This window comes from Kitasatospora sp. NPDC088346 (genome assembly GCF_044740765.1).
Classification (GTDB): Bacteria; Actinomycetota; Actinomycetes; order Streptomycetales; family Streptomycetaceae; genus Kitasatospora.
The window spans coordinates 16,697-32,873 of record NZ_JBIURH010000032.1 but is presented as its reverse complement, the minus strand read 5'-3'; the positions used below and the strand labels follow the sequence as shown (position 1 = coordinate 32,873).

Sequence of the window (16,177 nt, the reverse complement as noted above, 5' to 3'; positions counted from 1 at the left end):
CGGTGCGACGTCGCGGCGGGCCGGCCGCGCTCAGGCCGGCCCGCCGGCGGCCACCGCGAAGCGTGCCACCACGCGGGTGCCGGTCGGCGCGAGGACGGCCAGCCGACAGCTGGTGGCCTGCCGGACGAGCCGCAGCCCGCGCCCGTGGGCCGGGCCGGCGTCCGCGGTGAGGTGGCGTGGTGCGGGGCGCCGCCGCCACCGGCCGAGGTCCTTCACCTGGAGGGTGAGGCACCCGGCGCGCTGGGTCAGCAGGACGGTGACCTCGGGGCTGCCGCTGTGCACGACGACGTTGCCCACCAGCTCGGTGACCACCCCGCAGAGCGCCTCGACGACCTCGGGCGGGATCCTCCACCGGCGGGCCGTCTGCGCGGCGAAGTGCCGCATGTCCGCGTCGGCGGCGGGCGTCACCGGCAGGCTGCACACGGCCGCCCGCCCCTTCGGGTGGCCGTCGTTCGGGGCGCCGCCGTACCGGGCGCCGTCGTTCCGGGCGCCGTCGTTCCGAGCGCTGTCGTTGCGGGCGCTGCCGTTCATTCGGGGGCCTCGATCGGCTGCTCGCACCAGATGACCTTTCCCTCGTCCGTGTAGCGGGTGCCCCAGCGGTGGGCGAGCCGCGCGACCAGGAAGATGCCCCGGCCGCCCTCGTCCGTGGTGGCGGCCCAGCGGAGGTGGGGTGCGGTGCTGCTGCCGTCCGAGACCTCGCAGACCAGGCTGGTGTCGCGCAGCAGCCGCACCCGGACCGGCGAGCGCCCGTAGCGGAGGGCGTTGGTGATCAGCTCGCCGAGGATGAGCTCCGTGGTGAAGCCGAGCTCGTCGAGTCCCCATTCGGCGAGACGCCGGGCGCAGGCGTTGCGGACGGGCGCCACGGCGGCCGGGTCCGCGGGGACGTCCCACTCGGCCACCTGGTCCGGTGCCAGCCGTCCGGTCCGGGCGACCAGCAGCGCCACGTCGTCCGCAGGGTGTGGGCTCCGCATGGCGTCGATGACGGCGTCGCAGGTGTCCTCGGGGCTGCGGAGCCCGTCGTCGCCGAGGGCGGCGCGCAGGCGCTCCAGGCCGTGGTCGAGGTCGTTCCCGCGGGTCTCGACCAGGCCGTCCGTGAACAGCACCAGCCTGGATCCCTCCGCGAGCTTCAGTTCGGTGGTCTCGAAGGGGTGCCCGCCGACCCCGAGCGGGGGTGCCAGCGCGGCGTCCGGGTACTCGACGGTGCCGTCCGGGTGGACCAGCGCGGGCCCGAGGTGCCCGGCGCGGGCCAGGGTGCAGATCCCGGACACCGGGTCGTAGACGGCGTAGGCGCAGGTCGATCCGGTGATCTCGAAGGTGCCGCACTCCTCGTCGGTCTGCGCGACCAGCTCGTCGAGCCGTCCCAGCACCTCGTCCGGGGGCAGGTCGAGCGACGCGTAGGTGCGGATGGCGGTGCGCAGCCGTCCCATGGCGACGGCGGCGTTGATGCCGTGGCCGACGACGTCGCCGACGACCAGCGCGGTGCGCAGGCCCGGCAGCGGGATGAGGTCGAACCAGTCGCCGCCGACGCCGGCGCTGGCGGGCAGGTAGCGGTGCGCGACGTCCAGGCCGGTCGGCTCGGGGACGGTGCGGGGCAGCAGGCTGCGCTGGAGGGCGGCGGCGGTCCCGTGTTCGCGGGTGAAGCGGCGGGCGTTGTCGATCGACACGGCGGCCCGGGCCGCCAGTTCCTCGGCCAGCAGCAGGTCGTCCGCGTCGAACGGGTCGCTGCCCGGCGCCCGCCGGAACTCGGCCAGGCCGAGCACCGTCCCGCCGCCGACCCGCAGCGGAGCCACGATCGCCGAGTGCGGCGTCCCGTCGGAGGCGGTCGGCCCCGCCGGCGCGGGCCGGTGGTGGGTGGCGCCGCCGTACGGCACGGCGTGGCCGCCCTCCAGGCTGAGGGCCTGCGGCGAGTGGTCGCCGACCGTGACAGCCGTGTCGACCGCGGGCTCCCCGGGCGCCCCGGCCGCTCCGACCAGGGCGGTGCGGCGCAGCCGGCGCCCGGCCGTGGCCGGTTCCTCGCCGCGGGTGACGGCTTCCGTCAGGTCGACCGCGACGGTGTCGGCGAAGCGTCCCCCGAGCGCGACGTGGGCGAGTTCCTCGCAGGTCCGGGTCATGTCCAGGGTGCCGCCGATCCGCATGCCCGCGTCGTACAGCAGCTGTCGGCGCTCTCCGGCGGCCTCGACGCGGCGGGTGAGGTCGTGCAGCTCGGTGGAGTCGCGGAGGGTCACCACGCTGCCCGGGAGACCGCCGAAGGGGGCGGTGGGGCGCTTGTTGACCGCCAGCAGCCGGTCGCCGGTGCGGTGGATGCCGTCGGTCACCTCGTCGGCGGAGGAGAGCAGGGCGGCCGTCGCCGGGTCCAGGCCCAGGTCGTCCGGGTGCCGCTGCTCGGCGTCGGCCGGCAGGTCGAGCAGCCGTCGGGCCTCGTCGTTGGCGAGCATCACCCGGCCGCCCTCGCCGACGATCACCACGCCCTCGCGGACGGCGTGCAGGACGGCGTCGTGGTGCTCGTACATCCGGGCCAGTTCGCCGGGGCCGAGGCCGCGCGTCTGGCGCAGCAGCCGCCGGCCGGCCAGCGCGGTGGCGACGGCCGCCAGCACCACCGCGCCCGCCGCACCGCCCAGCAGGACCGGGAGCTGGGCGCCGATGATCGAGTCGACCCGGCCGAGCGTGATGTTGGCGGCGACGGCGCCCTTGGGCGTGCCGTCCGCGGCGAACACGGGCACGGCGGTGGCGATCGAGCGGTAGCGGGGCTTGGGTTCCTGGAGGTCGAAGGTGACGGTGTGCCCGGCGAGCAGCTGCGGCACCACGTCCCGGACGACCTCGGGCGGGGCCTGGTAGGGGCGGCCGACGTAGGACGGGTGCGGCGAGGTGAGCTGGACGAAGCCGGCGGTGATCACGACGACGGAGTCCACCCCGGTGGCCCGCCGGATCGCCTCGGCCTGCGGCTGCAGCACCGCCGACGGGTCCGGGCCGTCCAGGGCCTGGACCAGCCCCGGGGCGTGGGCGAAGGATTCGGCGACCCCCCTGGTCACCCGGCGGGCGTCACTGACGGTGCTGGACCGGGCCTGCAGCACCATGGCGGTCAGGGCGGCGCTCACCAGCAGCAGGACGATCGCCAGCTCGACCAGCAGCACCCGCCCGGCCACGCTGTGCAGGCTGAGCAGTGCCCGGACCCCGCACGCCGGGCGGCGGGCGGGCGCGGTGGCGGGGGGTGCGGGCGCGGTGGCGGGGGGTGCGGGCGGGCGGGGGCGTTGGGCCGGGCGGGCGCGTTCTCCCACCTCGTTGACCAGGAGCATGGCAGGTCCCCGTTCTTGGTGCGGTCGGACGGATCCGACTCGACGGGCGTCCGAGCCGCACCGTCCGTCCGGCCCCCGTCCCCGTAGCGTGCGGCTCGGGTTGACCCCACCGACGCTACGGAGAGTCCCCGCCCCGGTGGCAGGTCCTGGCAGGCCGAGCAGGGGGCCTCGGCGGCCATTTCTCCCCATAGTCGGTTGAGGGGACAGCGTCGGGAGTGGTGGACCATGACTACTGGCAGTTTCGAGCCGGCGACGTTTCCCCGGGACGCACCGCAGCACCTCGGCCACGATCCGACCGAGCATCCTGTGGTACCTGACGCGGTCGCCGGCGAGCGGGGCGTCGACCTGAACCCCGCACCGTCGTCCGTGGGCCTCGACCGGGCCGTCCTGGAGTCCCCGGAGCTCCGGGTCTCCTACCGGCAGGGGTACGAGGTCGTGGAACGGGCCCTGGAGCTGACCGGGGACCCCTGCCTCGGCCTCGCCGTGGGCTCCGTGCAGAACCTCTCGTCCTGGGGCCCGCTCGGTTTCGCCCTCCTGGCGAGCGACACCCTGGAGGACGCCGTCGAGCTGGGGGTCCGCTACCAGAACCTCGCCGGGGCGATGCTGGAGTTCTCCATGCACCGGGTGGCGGGACCGCGCCCGGGCTTCGAGGTGCGCGTCGACATGCCCGACCCGGAGCTGAACCCCGCGGTCGGGGTCTTCCTGGTCGACGAGGCACTGTCGAGCACGGTCGCCCTGATCCGGCCGGGCATCGGTGACGCCTTCGCTCCGGAGCTGGTCGAGTTCGCCCATCCCCGTCCGGCCGGCACCGAGCTGCACACGGAGGTGTTCCGGTGTCCCCTGCACTTCGGCGCCGACGCCAACCGGCTCGTGGTCTCGCGCGAGTGGGCCCGCACCCCGATGCCCAACCGGGACCCGCGGACCCTGGCCACGATCCTCACGCTGATGGCCGAGGCGTTCTCGTCCCGCCGGGAGCAGCAGGACCTGCTGGAGGTCCTGGAGGTCTCCGTCACCCGGAGCCTGCCGACGGTGCCCTCGCTCGCCGATCAGGCGCAGCGGCACTCGACCAGTGAGCGCACGCTCCGGCGGCGGATCGCGGAGTGCGGCACGACGTACGAGGCGATCGTGGACGGCGTGCGCCGCGAACAGGTCGAGCAGTTGCTGCGCCGCTCCCCGTCGACGCTGCGCGAGGTGGCGCGGCGGGTGGGGTTCGCCGACGAACGGGCGCTGCGCCGCGCGGTGCAGCGCTGGCACGGCATGGGGCCGCTCGAACTGCGCAGGACGATGGGCGAACGGGCCGGGGCCACCTCGGCGTGAGCGGCGCGCCCCCGGCGCGCCGCTCGGACTCACCGGCCCGGGAGCCGGGCGGTCAGAAGGTCAGAAGGTCAGCTTCCAGCTGTCGATGTAGCCGGTGTCGCCGGCGTACACGTCCTGGACCTTGAGCCGCCAGGTGCCCTCGGCGGTCTCGCCGGACGCGTCGACCGTGTAGGTGGCGATCACGTCGTCCGCGGAGTCGCCCGAGCTGGGGTCCTTGAGCCGGTAGGCCGTGCCGTCGGGGGAGACCAGGTCGACGGCCAGGTCGCCGCGCCAGCTGTGCTTGATGTCGACGTCCACCGTGAGGGTGGCGGGCGCGTTGCCGGGGAGATCGCTGACCGGGATGTCCGAGTAGACGGCCGCGCCGCGGTCGGGGATCGGGACGTCGGTGGTGTTCTCGAAGGTGCTGATCCTGGTGACGACGTTCCAGGTGAACGTCGCCGTGGAGCGGGAGCCCTCGGTGTCGGTCACGGTGACCGTCGCGCTGCTGGTGCCGAGGGCGGTGGGTGTGCCCGAGATCAGGCCGGTCGCGGCGTCGATCGACAGGCCGGCCGGCAGGTCGGTGGCGGCGTAGTCGAGCGCGCCGGGGTTGGTGCTGGTGGCCTGCACCTGAAGGCTCGTCGGCTTGTCGACCACGCTGGTGCGGGTGCCGGGGTTGACCACCGTGACCCCGTCGGCGATCCGGGGGCCGACCGCGATGCCGGCCCAGGCGTTGGCGGCGTCGACGTAGGTGGGGCTGTTCGCCCCGTAGAGGTCGGCCGCGGCCCGGAGGGTGGCGGTGCGGGCGGCGGCGTAGTCGGTGGTGGAGGTCATGTACGTGGTCAGCGCGCGGTACCAGATCCGCTCGGCGGCCGCCCGCCCGATCGGGGCGACGGGCTGGTTGTCGGCGGTCGGGCTGTCGTACGCGACGCCGTTGACGACCTTGGTGCCGCTGCCCTCGGAGGCCAGGTAGAACCAGTGGTTGGCCGGGCCGGAGGAGTAGTGGACGTCGATCCCGCCGAGGCCGGCGTACCAGTTGTCCTTGGACCTGCCGTCCTTGGAGGGCTTGTCCATGTAGCGCAGCGGCTTGCCGTCGCCGAAGATGTTGATCTTCTCGCCGACCAGGTAGTCGCCGGGGTCGGCGGCCGAGTCGACGTGGAACTCCACGGCGGCGGCCATGATGTCGGAGGTCGCCTCGTTCAGGCCGCCGGACTCGCCGGAGTACCTGAGCTTCGCGGTGGCGGCGGTGACGCCGTGGGTCATCTCGTGGGCGGCGACGTCCAGCGAGGTCAGCGCGTTGTCGTTCCCCTTGCCGTCACCGTAGGTCATGCAGAAGCAGTCGTCGCTCCAGAAGGCGTTGACGTACGCGTCGCCGTAGTGGACGCGCGAGTACGCCCCCACGCCGTCGCCCCTGATGCCGCTGCGGCCGTGGACGTCCTTGTAGTAGTCCCAGGTGGCCTGGGCGCCGTAGGCGGCGTCCACGCCGGCGGTCTGACGGTCGCTCTGCCGGCCGGTGCCCCAGACGTCGTCCGGGTCGGTGAACAGCGAGCCGGTGCCGTCCGCCCCGCCGTTCAGGTCGTACGTCCGGTGGTTGCCGCGGTCGGCGTCGGTCATGGTCCAGTCCGCGCCCGCCCTGCTGGTGCCGATGGTCACCTGGCCGTTGTACTGACCGGTGCCGCTGCCGGTCTCGATCGCCTGGTACTCGAAGAGCCTCTCTCCGGTGGTGGCGTCGGTGATGACGTGCAGGGCGTTGGGGGTGCCGTCGGGCTGAAGACCACCGACCACCGTCTCCCAGGCGAGCACCGGGTTTCCGGTCGCCGCCCAGACGACGGACCGCGCCGTTTCGGCCCGCGCCGAACGGGCCCCCTGGGCCTCGGCCCGGCCGACGGCCGGGCCCCGGGCGGATTCGGCGGTGCGGGCCGGAGCGGTGGAGGCCACCGCGATCGCGGCCTCGGTGGCCTTGTCGACGCCCTTGAGGGCGCCGTCGGGGGCGGTGTGCACGACCAGGTCGCCGCCCAGGACCGGCAGGCCGGCGAAGGTCCGCTCGTAGCGGGTGTGGACGGTGCCGTCGGCGTCCTTGAGCACCGACCGCGGCTGGAGCTTCTCGCGTGCGTCGAGCTGCAACGCGGCGGCGGTCCGGGCGGCGGCGGACTCGGCGGCGGACAGCAGGGCGGACCGGTCGGCGGGACCGAGCGACGCGGGCAGTGCACCGGCCCGGGGCTGGGCGGCGACCGCCCCGGTCCGCGCGGAACGGCCGGGCTCGGCGCTCGCGGTGCCGGTGGGCAGGGTGACGGCGATCAGGGCGGCGCCGACGATCCAGGCGCTCACGGCCGCGACCTTGTGCGGGGAACGTAACAACGGAACTCCTCGTGGGGCGGCCCCGGATGGGGGCCGGCGACAGCCGGACGGCCGGGTTGCCGGCCGGATCGAACCGGAGATGCGTTGGTGCGTCGTACGGCGGTGCGTCAGCGGACCGTTCGGGAGGCGCGGGGCGGGGCCCGCTCTCGACAGCGCCCGTCCTCGGAAGAGTGACATGACTGACGCGCACATGTCATTACCTGGACTTGACTTGGCCGGAATCGGAACCACGAGAATGACAAGGTTGTCGCAGGGCCCCACGGGACGGCGGTCGGCATCGAGAGGGCCACCCGCGGGCTGCGGATGGCCGATGGCCGTCTGCCGTACCGGGCCCTCACCCTCAGAGGGTCGGTACGGCGTCCGCCCGGCACCACGAGGTCGGGGTGCCGGGCGGAGCCGGTGGGCGGGGTCGAGCGGTGGAGCCGACGGACGGGCCGGCCCCGGGCTCAGGACCCGCAGTCCGCCTTGTAGAGGAAGCGGGCGATGCTCGGGTCGTCGAGGTTGTCGCGCGTGATGCCGGCCAGGTCCGTTTGCAGGGTGGCGGTGACCTGCTTGCCGGTCAGCGCGGCGTCGAGCTGGTCGACCGCCTGCTGCCCGATGCCGTACGGGTCCTGGGAGATGAGCGCGTCCACCGCGCCGTTCTTCAGGGCCTGGACCTGCTGCGGGCCGGCGTCGAAGGACACCACCTTGATCTGCCCCTGCTTGCCGGCGTTCTTCAGGCCGGTGCTGACGCCCTCGCCCGTCTGCGAGTTGGCGGTGAAGACGCCCACCAGGCCCGGGTGGGCGGCCAGCACCGCGCTGACGGCCGAGGCCGCGCCCTGCGCGCTGTCGCCGACCTGCCGGATGTCGACGATCTTGACGTTGGGGTGCTTGGCGGTGAGTTCCTGCTTGAAACCGTCGATCCGGGCGTTGGTGGTCACGGTCGTGAGGTCCGGCGTGAGGACCACCACCTCGCCCTGGTCGCCGGTCAGCTTGGCGAGCGTCTCGGCGGCCTTCTGACCGCCCTGCTGGTTGTTGGAGGAGATGTGGGTGACACCGATCGAGCCGTCGGTCAGCGAGGTGTCGACGATCGCCACCTTCGCGCCGGCGCTCTGCAGCGTCTTGATCGGCGCGGCCAGCGAGTTGGGGTCGACCGGCGAGATCAGCACCCCCTTCGGCCGGGTGGCCGTGACGCTGTTCACCGAGCTGACCTGCTCGGGGACGCTCCAGTCCGCCGAGCCGGTCGCGTTGAAGGAGTAGCCGAGCTTCTTGGCCTCGGCGGTGGCACCGCACTTCATGGTGATGTAGAAGGGGTCACCGGTCTTGCCGGCGACGAAGGTGAGGTTCTTGCCGGAGGCCGCGGACCCGCCGGCGGAGGCGGAGGAGCCCGAGCTGGAGCAGCCGGTCGCGGCGAGCAGCACGGCTGCGGTGGCGGCGGCGGCGAGGGCGACGGCACGACGGTTGGCGAGGTCTCTGACGATCACGGTGTTTCCCACACTTTCCACGGTTTCGGATCTGGGGTAGCTGTCGGGCCCGGCGGGCGGGGTGGCGCCCACCGGACCTGCGGTGTGGCTAGCTGCTGTTGCGCCGGCGGCGCCGCAACTGGTCGAAGTAGACGGCCGCGACCAGGACCGCGCCGACGGCGACGGTCTGCCAGAAGGACTGCACCTGGAGGATGGTGAAGCCGCTCTGGAGGACGGCCGGGATGAAGACGCCGATCACGGTGCCGACCACCGTGCCGGCACCGCCGAAGAGGCTGGTCCCGCCGAGGACCACGGCCGCGATGGCGTTCAGGTTGGACTGGGTGCTGCTGGTGAGCGTGGTGCTGCTGAAGTGCGCAAGGTTGAGCACACCGGCGAAGCCGGCCAGCAGTCCGGACAGCGCGTACACCTTGATCAGGTGGCGGTCGACCTTGATGCCGACCCGGCCGGCGCCCTCGGCGTTCGACCCGATGGCCAGGGTGTACCGGCCGAACCTGCTGGTGTTGAGCATGAGCGCCGCCACGACCACGACCAGCACCGCGATGACGATCAGCCAGGGGACCCCGGCGATGCTGCCGCTGCCGACCGTCTCCGTGAGGTTCGCGGGCACGGTCCCCTCGTCCACACCGTGCGTGACGATCTGGGCGAGGCCGAGCGCCATCCCGAGGGTGCCCAGGGTGACGATCAGCGGCGGCACCTTCGCCTTCGCGACCAGGAACCCGTTCAGCGCCCCCCAGGCCACGCCGGCGGCCGCACCGGCCGCGAAGCCGGCCACGACCACGCCCCAACCGGCCTGCGGACTGCTGTCGATCGCGTTCATGGTCTTGACCGCGACCACACCGGAGAAGATCAGCACCGAGCCGACCGAGAGGTCGATGCCCGAGGTGATGATGACGAACGTCTGCCCGACGGCCAGCAGGACCAGGATCGAGGACTCGGTCGCGATGCTCCGGAACTGGAAGGTGGTGGCGAAGGCGTCCGGGCGCAGCGCGGAGAACACCGCCACCAGTGCGGCGAGGACGAGGAAGGTCCAGAACGTGTTCTGCCCCCGCAGCCGCCGCCAGACCAGTGCCCCGGCGCCGGAACGGCCCCCGGCCTGCTCCTCGGTGGCCGGATCGGAGAGCGGGAGGCCCGCAGCGGCGCCCTCCGGCTCCACGTCGACCGACGGGCGTCCCCCGGTGTCGCGCATCTGGCTCATGCCGCCTCTCCCTCGTTCTCGACGGCGCCGGTCATCGCGCCCACCAGTTCGTCCAGCGAGGTGTTCGCCGTGGTGAAGCGGGCGACCCGCCGGCCCAGGCGCAGGACCTCGACCCGGTCCGCCACCGACAGCACCTCCGGCATGTTGTGGCTGATCAGCACCACCGACACACCCCGGTCGCGGACCCGGCGGATGGAGTCCAGGACCCGGCCGCGCTGCACCACGCCGAGCGCCGCGGTGGGCTCGTCCATGAAGACCACCCGCGAGGCCCAGGCCACCGACCGCGCGATGGCGACGCTCTGGCGCTGGCCGCCGGACAGCGTGGCCACCGGTGCGTTGACGTCCTTGAGCCGGACGCCGAGCTCGGCGAACGCCTCGACCGCGCGGGCCCGCATCGCCTTCTTGTCGAGGATGCCGAGCATGCCGAGCGGACCGCTGCGCAGCTTCTCGCGCCCCAGGAAGAGGTTGGCCGCGGCGTCCAGGTCCATGGCCAGCGCCAGGTCCTGGTAGACGGTCTCGACACCGACGGCCTGCGCGCTCTGCGGGCCGTTGAAGGTGACCGGCGCACCGTCCAGCACGACCTGGCCGCCGTCCGGGGCCACCGCGCCGACGAGGGACTTCACCAGGGTCGACTTGCCCGCGCCGTTGTCGCCGATCAGGGCCACCACCTCGCCCGGGAAGACCGTGAAGTTCGCCCCGCGCAGGGCCTGGACCTGCCCGTACGTCTTGATCAGCCCACGTGCCTCAAGCAGTGGTTCTGGCACCGTTCCTCCTTGCATGTTCACCCCGGACGGGAGCCCCGCGGCACTCCGCGGCCTGACGCCCGCCGTACCGGGTTCGACGGTCGTTTCCGACCTCGGCCGGTTCCCGGCCCTTCGCGTCGTCGTCCAGAAAGACAACGTTGTCTATGTGGGGGGAATCAACTCACGCCCTCGGAGTCACTGTCAAGACATCGCGCGTCAAGTCCGCACCGCCCCAGCGGGGTTGGGATCGGCCGGCCCGGATCGACCGGCAGCGCAACCGTGCGCTGACTCGGAGCGATCGCCGCAGTTCCGGACGGGTGGAGGGGAGCACCCATGAGGGGGCCCGGCCTCCGCGCGCATGCCGCGAGGCCGCCGTCAACCCCGTTTCGCAGCCTTGGCGTTCCCAGATCGTGACCCCGCCGGAGGGCGCGGTCACGACACTCCCGGCACGGATGGGGACCGCATTCCCACTCCCCGGAACCAGCAGGTGGATCTATAGTCCGTACCTACGTTGTCAGAGGCTGTCGGCACCCAGCCCTCACCAGCCTCCGACGCCACCAGAGAGGGACGCCGCCATGCAGACCGGGCACCGCTCCACGGGCTCCCCCGCACGACCGACGATGAAGGACGTCGCAGCCGTCGCGGGCGTCGCCGTCAAGACCGTCTCCCGGGTGGTCAACGGCGAGTCCGGGGTGGGCGAGCCGACGGCCGCCCGGGTCCGCCGGGCCATCGCACAACTCGGCTTCCGCCGCCACGACGGCGCCCGGCTGCTGCGTCAGGGACGACGGTCCGGCAGCGTCGGCCTGATCCTGGAGGACGTGTCCGACCCGTTCTACGCGCAGCTCTGCCAGGCGGTGGAGGAGGTGGCGCGGGCCCACGGCGCCCTGCTGCTCAGCGGGTCGTCGGCGGCGGACCCGGGCCGCGAGCGGGACCTCGCCACCGACTTCTGCGCACGCCGGGTCGACGGGCTGCTGACCGTCCCCACCGGCACCGACCACGGCTACCTACTGCCCGAACTCGCCGCCGGCACAGCCGTCGTGGCCGTTGACCGGCCGACCCCCGGCCTGGACGTCGACACTGTCCTGACCGACAACGCGGGCGGCGCCGCGAGCGGCGTGGCCCACCTGATCCGACACGGCCACCGCCGGATCGGCTACCTCGGCGACCTCCCCGAGATCTTCACCGCGGCCGAGCGCCTCACCGGGTACCGGCGGGCCATGGCGGCGGCCGGGTACGAGGTGCACGGCTCCTGGATCGACATGGCGACGCCCGAACCGGTGGGCATCCGCTTCGCCCTGGACCGGATGCTGTCGGGGGCGGAGCCGGTCACCGCGCTGATGTGCGGCAACAACCGGGTCACCGTGGCGGTGGTCCGCGCGCTGGCCGCATCGGCCGGACGGCCCGCGGTGGTCGGGTTCGACGACTTCGAGCTCGCCGACCTGCTGGCCGCGCCGGTGACCGTGGTGGCCCAGGACCCGCCCTTGATGGGCCGCACCGCCGCCGAGTTGCTCTTCCACCGCCTGCGCGGCGACGCGGGCGCGGCCAGGACCGTCCGGCTGCCCACCGCGCTCCTGCCGCGCGGGTCCGGCGAGGTGCCCCCGCCCGGGAGGTAGCGGCTCCGCCGTGTCCGACGCCACCTCGTGGCCGTTCGCCACCGTGTCCGACGCCACCTCGTGGCCGTTCGCCACCGTGTCCGACACCACCTCGTGGCCGTTCGCCACCGGGGCCGCGCGGGCACGGCGCAGCCGGCGCCGGGGGGGGTGGTCGGCCACCCGCCCCCGGCACCGGCGTCACGCCTGCGGGCCGTCAGGAGTGGGCGCCCTCCGCGGAGGCGACCTGGTCGGCGACGGTCCGGTAGGCGGCCGTGGCGAGTCCGGCGTCGGCGGCCGTCCCGCCGGCCGCCACGATCAGGAACCGGATGTCACGGGCGAGCAGGTCCCGGTCCTCGGTGCTCAACCGGACGCCCGACGTGCCGCCGGTCATCCGCAGCAGGATCCCGAGCTGGGTGACCACCTGCTTCCGGTGGCCGCGGCCCTCGGCCGCCGCCACCTGACCGATCCTGGCGAGCAGCTTGTCGGCACCGGAGCGGTCGAGCCGCCCCGCGGCCACCGCCTGCTCGACGATCGCCCGCACGTCCGCCAGCGAGGTGGTGACGGCGAACCGCCGTTCGACCACGGTGGCGTTGCCGGCCCGGTCCTCCGCGGTGACGACCACCGTGTGGCCACCGAGTCGCAGTCGGCGGAGCGTCAGCGGCGCCGTCGGGAGCGCGAGCCGCCGTCCGTCCACGGTCGCTCCGACGCCGCCGACGCCGGAGCCGACGTCAGCGGTGGTGACGGTCACCGGGAGCGAGCCGCTGTCGCCGTACACCCCCCGGTCGGCGACCCCGTCGACCGTGAGGGTCGGCGCGACGCCGTCGATCCGCACCGTGGCGGTACGGTCCGCCTCGACGTTCCCCGCCCTGTCCACCGAGCGGTAGACCAGCGTGTGGCTGCCTGCGGCCTTCAGGGTCAGCGGACCCGTGTACGGGGTGTACGCGCCGGCGCCGGCGAGGCGGTACTCGGTACGGGCCACGCCGCTGCCGCCTGCCTCGTCGGAGGCGGTGAGGCCGACGGTCACCGGCCCGGTGTACCAGCCGGCGCGGCCGTCGGGGCTCGCCGGGGCCGAACTCGCGTTGGTGGTCGGCGGCTTGCGGTCGGTTGATCCCGCGGCCGGGTAGACCTCGAACTCCCTGAGGGCCCAGCCGTAGTCGTCGGCCGGCTTGCCGGTCCGGGCGTTGGTCCAGTTGTTCACGCTCAGCAGCACGTACCGGGCCCGTACCGGGGTGAAGGTGTGGGTGCGCGACTGGCCGCAGGTGGCCACACCGTGCCCCGCGCAGCCGTCGGTGCCCCCGGCCGAGGCCTGGCCGACGACCGTGGTCCATGCGGTGCCGTCGGTCGACACCTTGACGTCGTAGCTCACCGGGTAGTTCTCCCAGTCGGGATCGACCACCGCCCGGCCCACGGTCGCGGTCGTGCCCAGGTCGACCCGCAGGCTCCAGGGCGCGCCCGTGGTGGACTGCGCCATGGTCGAGGGGTCGCCGTCGACGGCCTTGCCGGCGGGCTTCCCCCACTCCGCCGCGGGAGTCCCGTTGAGCATCTGCACCGGCCTGTCGAGTGCGAGGTTCGCCACCGGCGGCTCGGGCGGGGTGGTGCTGGCGCCCCAGGCCTGCGGGGCGCTGTTCATGGTGAAGGCGAGGTCGCCACCACCGGTCAGGTCGCGGTGGCTGAGGAAGGGCTTGGTGATCTTCTTGCCGTTCAGGCTGAGCGCCTGGACGTAGGGGCTGCCGGCCGCGGCGGGCGCCGAGATGACCAGGGGACGACTGGTGCCGGGCAGGTCGACGGTCACCTTCTCGAAGAAGGGGCTGCCGACCGCGTACTGGTCGGAGGCGGGGTTCACCGGGTAGAAGCCCATCACGGAGAACAGGTACCAGGCGGACATCTGGCCGCAGTCGTCGTTGCCCGACAGCCCGCCGGGGGCGTTGTGGTAGTTCTTCGCGGCGATCTGACGGACCAGCTGCTGGGTCCGCCACGGACGACCCGCGTAGTCGTACAGGTACGGGACGTGGTGGCTGGGCTCGTTGGTGTGGTTGTTGTGCCCGCCCGCGAAGTAGGTGTCCAGCCAGGCGCTGTAGGAGGCGTCACCGCCCTTGAGGGCGATCAGGCCGGGCACGTCGTGCAGGACGCCGTTGGTGTAGACCCACTGGTCGCCCTCGGTCCAGGCTCCGTCGGCCCAGGAGCCGTCGAGTTTCCGGGCCTGCATGAACCCGGTCGTGGCGTTGAACAGCTTCGTGTAGTTCCTGCTGCGGTCGAGGAAGGTCGCCGCGTCCGCGCCGTGGCTGGCGGCCCGGGCGACCTGCGCGACGGCCCAGTCCTCGTACGCGTAGTCCAGGCTGCGCGCGCCGGCCTCGGCGGTCTTGTCCGCGGCGACCCAGCCGTTCTTGAGGTAGGTGGTCAGACCGGCTCTGGCCTCGACGGGGGTGCCTTCCTGGCGGTCGCCGTACCAGGTGGTGGCGTCCTTGTCCGGGGGTGTCGTCGCGTCCTTGCGGACGGCCTGGTATGCGAGGTCGAGGTCGAAGCCGTGGAAGCCCTTGTTGACGGCCTCGGCGATGATGGAGTCGGCGTTGGTGCCGACCATGATGTTGGTCTCGGTCACGTTCTTCCACATCGGCAGCCAGCCGCCCTGCTGCACCGGATCCTCGCCGATCCTGGGCTGCCGGACACCACCCGGGGCGAGGTCCGGCTCGGGCTGGGCCTGCTGCTGGTCACCCACGCCGGCGAGCGGTCCGGCTTCCGCGAGATCGAGCGGGCCGCCGCCGAGCTGGCCGGGTGTCCGGAGCGGGCGGCCCGGGCGATGGTCGCGCTCGCCCTGAACGAGTGGGACGGCGCGGCGGACCGGGCCGAGAGCTGGATGGCGCGGGCCGAGGCCACCGTCCGCGACAGCCGGGACGAGGGCATCCGGGCGGCCGTCCGCGCCTCCCGGATCACGCTGATGGCCCGGGAGGGCGACCCCGGGCTGTGGGAGCGGTTGGAGCAGGTGCCCCGGAGGCCCGAGGACCAGGCGGTGGCCCAGCAGACCGCGCGGGCCCTGCACAACGCCGGCACCCTGATGGCCGAGCTGGGCCAGGACGCCCGCGCCCGGGAGCTGCTGGCCGGGAACCAGGTCCGCGCCGACCGGTCCGGCATTCCGTACCTGGGGGTGTACGGCCGCTCCGTCCTGCTCGGTCTGGACTACCTGGGCGGCCACTGGGCCGGCCTGGAGCAGCGCCTGGCCGCGCTCGCCGACGAGTACCCCGACCTCGACCTGGTCGGCCTGGAGCGCACCCTGCTCCTCGGCGCGCTGTCCGCCGCGCAGGGACGCGGCGGCCGGGCCTTCGAGCACTTCCGCGCGGCGGCGGCGTACGGCGAGCGGCACTCCGAGGTGAGCGTGGCGCTCCGGGCGGCGGCCGGGCCGGTGGGCCTGTGGCTGGCCGGCGAGCGGGCCGAGGAGGCCGCCGCCACGGCCGCGCCGGCGGTCGCGCTGCTCCGCGGGACCCGGGCCTGGCCGAGGAGCGCCGGGCTGCTGCCGGCCGTCGTCGAAGCGGCCCTGGCCGTCGGGGACCGGAACGCCGCCGAACGGCTGGCGGACGAGGCCGAGCGCGGCCTGTCGGGCCGCGAGACGCCCGCCGCCGACGCCGAACTCCTCCTCGCCCGCGGCCTCCTGCTGCGCCACACCGCGCCGGCCGAGGCCGCCGAGCGGTTCGCGCGGGCCCACCGCGGATGGCGGGAGATCGGCCGCCCGTACGAGGCCGCCCGGGCCGCCGAACGGATGGGGCGACTGGCGGCGGCCGTCCGGCCCGGCACCGAACGGGCGTCACTGACCGAGGCGTTGGAGACGTACACGCGGCTCGGTGCGACGGCCGACGTCGCGCGCTGCCAGCGGCTGCTGCGCGAGCTGGGGATGGCTTCGCCGCTCGCCCCCGGGCGCCGGGGGTACGGCGACCGGCTCTCGCCGCGCGAGCGCGAGGTCGCCGAGCACCTCACCCGGGGGGCCACCAACCAGGAGATCGCCACCGCGCTGTTCCTGTCGCCGCGGACCGTGGAGCAGCACGTCGCCCGGGTCCTGAGGAAGCTCGGCACCAGGCGCGAGGCGGTGCGCGGCGCCCTGCGCGACCTGGTGGAAGGGCCCTGACGCGTATGCGGCCGCGCCGGACCGAATACGTACACCTAGTCCGGCCGCCCCTGATTGTCCGGCGTGGTCGAGAACAGGCACGGTCGAGACAACCCCGCGCATGCACCACGGACGGGACGCCTCAGG

10 protein-coding genes are annotated in these 16,177 nt (G+C 73.9%); 3 read left to right on the top strand and 7 right to left on the bottom strand.

The window, feature by feature from the left end; genetic code table 11:
* Positions 1 to 30 precede the first annotated feature (30 nt).
* Both ACIOFR_RS30190 and ACIOFR_RS30185 read right to left on the bottom strand, forming a co-directional pair.
* Positions 31 to 531, bottom strand: coding sequence for an ATP-binding protein (locus ACIOFR_RS30190; protein ID WP_401002398.1), 501 nt, complete (start codon positions 529 to 531; stop codon positions 31 to 33).
* The gene (locus ACIOFR_RS30185; RefSeq protein ID WP_401002397.1) at positions 528 to 3,293 is read right to left on the bottom strand and encodes a SpoIIE family protein phosphatase; all 2,766 of its coding nucleotides are present in this window, start codon (positions 3,291 to 3,293) and stop codon (positions 528 to 530) included. Before ACIOFR_RS30185 ends, ACIOFR_RS30190 begins: the two co-directional genes overlap by 4 nt.
* A gap of 225 nt (positions 3,294 to 3,518) precedes the next feature.
* Here ACIOFR_RS30185 and ACIOFR_RS30180 point away from each other — a divergent pair, with 225 nt between their 5' ends.
* Positions 3,519 to 4,610 (top strand): AraC family transcriptional regulator, encoded by a 1,092-nt coding sequence (locus ACIOFR_RS30180; protein WP_401002396.1) that lies wholly within the window; start codon positions 3,519 to 3,521, stop codon positions 4,608 to 4,610.
* A 60-nt stretch (positions 4,611 to 4,670) separates the two neighbouring features.
* Here the strand turns inward: ACIOFR_RS30180 and ACIOFR_RS30175 are convergent, their stop codons facing one another.
* From ACIOFR_RS30175 to ACIOFR_RS30160, 4 genes are all read right to left on the bottom strand, one after another.
* Complete coding sequence (locus ACIOFR_RS30175) at positions 4,671 to 6,944, bottom strand: M4 family metallopeptidase (RefSeq protein ID WP_401002395.1); 2,274 nt, start codon at positions 6,942 to 6,944, stop codon at positions 4,671 to 4,673.
* 446 nt (positions 6,945 to 7,390) lie between these two features.
* Entirely contained in the window at positions 7,391 to 8,407 is a 1,017-nt protein-coding gene (locus ACIOFR_RS30170; RefSeq protein ID WP_401002394.1) for an ABC transporter substrate-binding protein, read from the bottom strand.
* Between the two features lie 88 nt (positions 8,408 to 8,495).
* The gene (locus ACIOFR_RS30165; protein ID WP_401002393.1) at positions 8,496 to 9,602 is read right to left on the bottom strand and encodes an ABC transporter permease; all 1,107 of its coding nucleotides are present in this window, start codon (positions 9,600 to 9,602) and stop codon (positions 8,496 to 8,498) included.
* On the bottom strand, positions 9,599 to 10,366 hold the full coding sequence (locus tag ACIOFR_RS30160) for an ATP-binding cassette domain-containing protein (protein WP_401002392.1): 768 nt from the start codon (positions 10,364 to 10,366) through the stop codon (positions 9,599 to 9,601). Before ACIOFR_RS30160 ends, ACIOFR_RS30165 begins: the two co-directional genes overlap by 4 nt.
* 599 nt (positions 10,367 to 10,965) lie before the next feature.
* Here ACIOFR_RS30160 and ACIOFR_RS30155 point away from each other — a divergent pair.
* The gene (locus ACIOFR_RS30155) at positions 10,966 to 11,958 is read left to right on the top strand and encodes a LacI family DNA-binding transcriptional regulator (RefSeq protein ID WP_401002391.1); all 993 of its coding nucleotides are present in this window, start codon (positions 10,966 to 10,968) and stop codon (positions 11,956 to 11,958) included.
* 193 nt (positions 11,959 to 12,151) lie between these two features.
* On the opposite strand, the gene ACIOFR_RS30150 is transcribed toward ACIOFR_RS30155, so the two are convergent.
* Positions 12,152 to 14,536, bottom strand: coding sequence for a GH92 family glycosyl hydrolase (locus ACIOFR_RS30150; RefSeq protein WP_401002390.1), 2,385 nt, complete (start codon positions 14,534 to 14,536; stop codon positions 12,152 to 12,154).
* Here ACIOFR_RS30150 and ACIOFR_RS30145 point away from each other — a divergent pair.
* Positions 14,462 to 16,051 (top strand): LuxR C-terminal-related transcriptional regulator, encoded by a 1,590-nt coding sequence (locus ACIOFR_RS30145; RefSeq protein ID WP_401002389.1) that lies wholly within the window; start codon positions 14,462 to 14,464, stop codon positions 16,049 to 16,051. The two genes, ACIOFR_RS30150 and ACIOFR_RS30145, sit on opposite strands and share 75 nt — an antisense overlap.
* The last annotated feature ends 126 nt before the right edge of the window (positions 16,052 to 16,177 follow it).